Annotated in this window: 1 protein-coding gene; it reads right to left on the bottom strand. The window is 45.2% G+C overall.

The window, feature by feature from the left end:
* Positions 1–164: 164 nt before the first annotated feature.
* Positions 165–1,781, bottom strand: a complete 1,617-nt coding sequence (locus HMPREF0106_RS00165; RefSeq protein ID WP_009041314.1) for a sulfatase — start codon at positions 1,779–1,781, stop codon at positions 165–167.
* Positions 1,782–1,849 lie beyond the last annotated feature (68 nt).

Raw genomic sequence — 1,849 nt, 5'->3', positions numbered from 1 at the left:
GGCAACGCCCTACGAAAAAAGCACACCAGCCACAAGCCCTGAAAGGGCGGAACTGTATACAATTATGCCCTTTCAGGGCGCAAATTCAGATTGTCGTTTTTACGTAGGGCGTTGCCCTACGCTATATAATTAAGCCCTTTCAGGGCACTCCGCAAAATAATCATTTAGCGATTTTTCATCAGTCTTCTGTCACCTTTGAAAAGAACCTTTTCCTTTTCATCCGGGTCTGTATCTTTATACTGTTTTTGAGTTTCCTGAAGCAGTTGCATCAGCTCTTTTTGTTTTTCAGCATATTCCGGTTTGCCGAAGACATTGTTCATTTCTCTTGGGTCAGCTTTCATGTCATACATTTCCCATTCGTCGATGTCGTTGTAGAAATGAATCAATTTGAAGTCTTGTGTGCGAATACCATAATGACGTTTCACAGAATGTTCAGCAGGGTATTCGTAGTAATGATAATAAGCAGCTTTGCGCCAATCGGCAGGAGTTTTGCCTTCATTCACCAATACGGGTTTCAGGGAGGCCCCTTGGATATCTGATGGGATCTCTATTCCGGCAAAGTCGAGGAATGTAGGAGCAAAGTCCACATTCATGCTGATGGCATTACTGGTACTTCCTGCTTTAATTGCTTTCGGATAACGGATAATAAGCGGCATGCGTTGACATTCTTCATACATAAAGCGTTTGTCAAACCAGCCATGTTCGCCAAGGAAGAAACCTTGGTCGGAGGTGTAGACAATGATTGTGTTGTCCAGCTCACCAATTTTTTCGAGATAATTCAGCAGGCGGCCGATATTTTCGTCTACTGCCAGAACTGTTGCCAGATAATCACGCATATATTGCTGATATTTCCAGCTGATTAATGATTTGCCTTTCAGGTCACCTTTGCGGTATTCGGCAATGCGTCCGGCATATACAGAATCCCATTTATCCTGAACTTCAATAGGCATACGTTTGTATACGCTGTAAAGACGGTTGGTGGTATCTTTCAGCATTTCTTCACGAGTCAGCAATTTGAGGTCCCAGTCGTTTGTCAGTGTATGTTCGATAGACATATCCTGCTCACGGGCTGCTCTTCCGCGGCCTTCATAGTCGTCGAACAGATTAGCTGGTTCCGGGAAAGTGGTATTGTTGAATATACCCAGATGACGGGGAGCAGGCATCCAGTTGCGGTGCGGAGCTTTCTGATGATACATCATGCAGAAAGGCTTGTTCTTGTCGCGACCTTCGAGGAATTCAATGGCTTTATCAGTGATAATATCCGTAGCGTATCCTTTTTCTACAATATGCTTCCCGTTTTCCCAGAAATCAGGATCGTAATAGTCACCTTGTTCGTGTTGGCCGCTAAGGATGCTCCAATGATCGAATCCTTGCGGTTCACTGATAAGATGCCATTTACCAACTATTGCAGTCTGATATCCGGCTTGTTGAAGCAGTTTGGGGAATGTCTGCTGATCTCCGTTGAACGTACTTGCGTTATCGGTAAAACCATTCTCGTGGCTGAACTTACCGGTGAGGATGCAGGCACGTGAAGGTCCTGAAAGAGCGTTGACAGCATAACAGTTGTCAAAACGGATACCTTCGTTGGCAATCCGATCCATGTTAGGAGTCTGAATCAAATTTCCTCCGTAGCAGGACATTGCTTGAGTGGTATGGTCATCCGTCATCATGAAAATGATGTTCGGTTGTCTGGTCTCTTCTTTCTTTTGATTGCCGCAGGAAGCGAGACTTAGTGCAGCTAGTGGGAGGAGTAGGGCAGAGGGGGGGTAATAGTTTTCCATAATGATGAAGGGGAGTGACTAAAAAGTCGGTTGCATCTCCAATTCCCTTCCTTTCCCGGAAGGAGGAG

Origin of the sequence: Bacteroides sp. D22 (genome assembly GCF_000163675.1) — a bacterium.
Lineage (GTDB): Bacteria > Bacteroidota > Bacteroidia > Bacteroidales > Bacteroidaceae > Bacteroides > Bacteroides xylanisolvens.
This window is presented reverse-complemented; position numbering and strand designations above follow the sequence as displayed.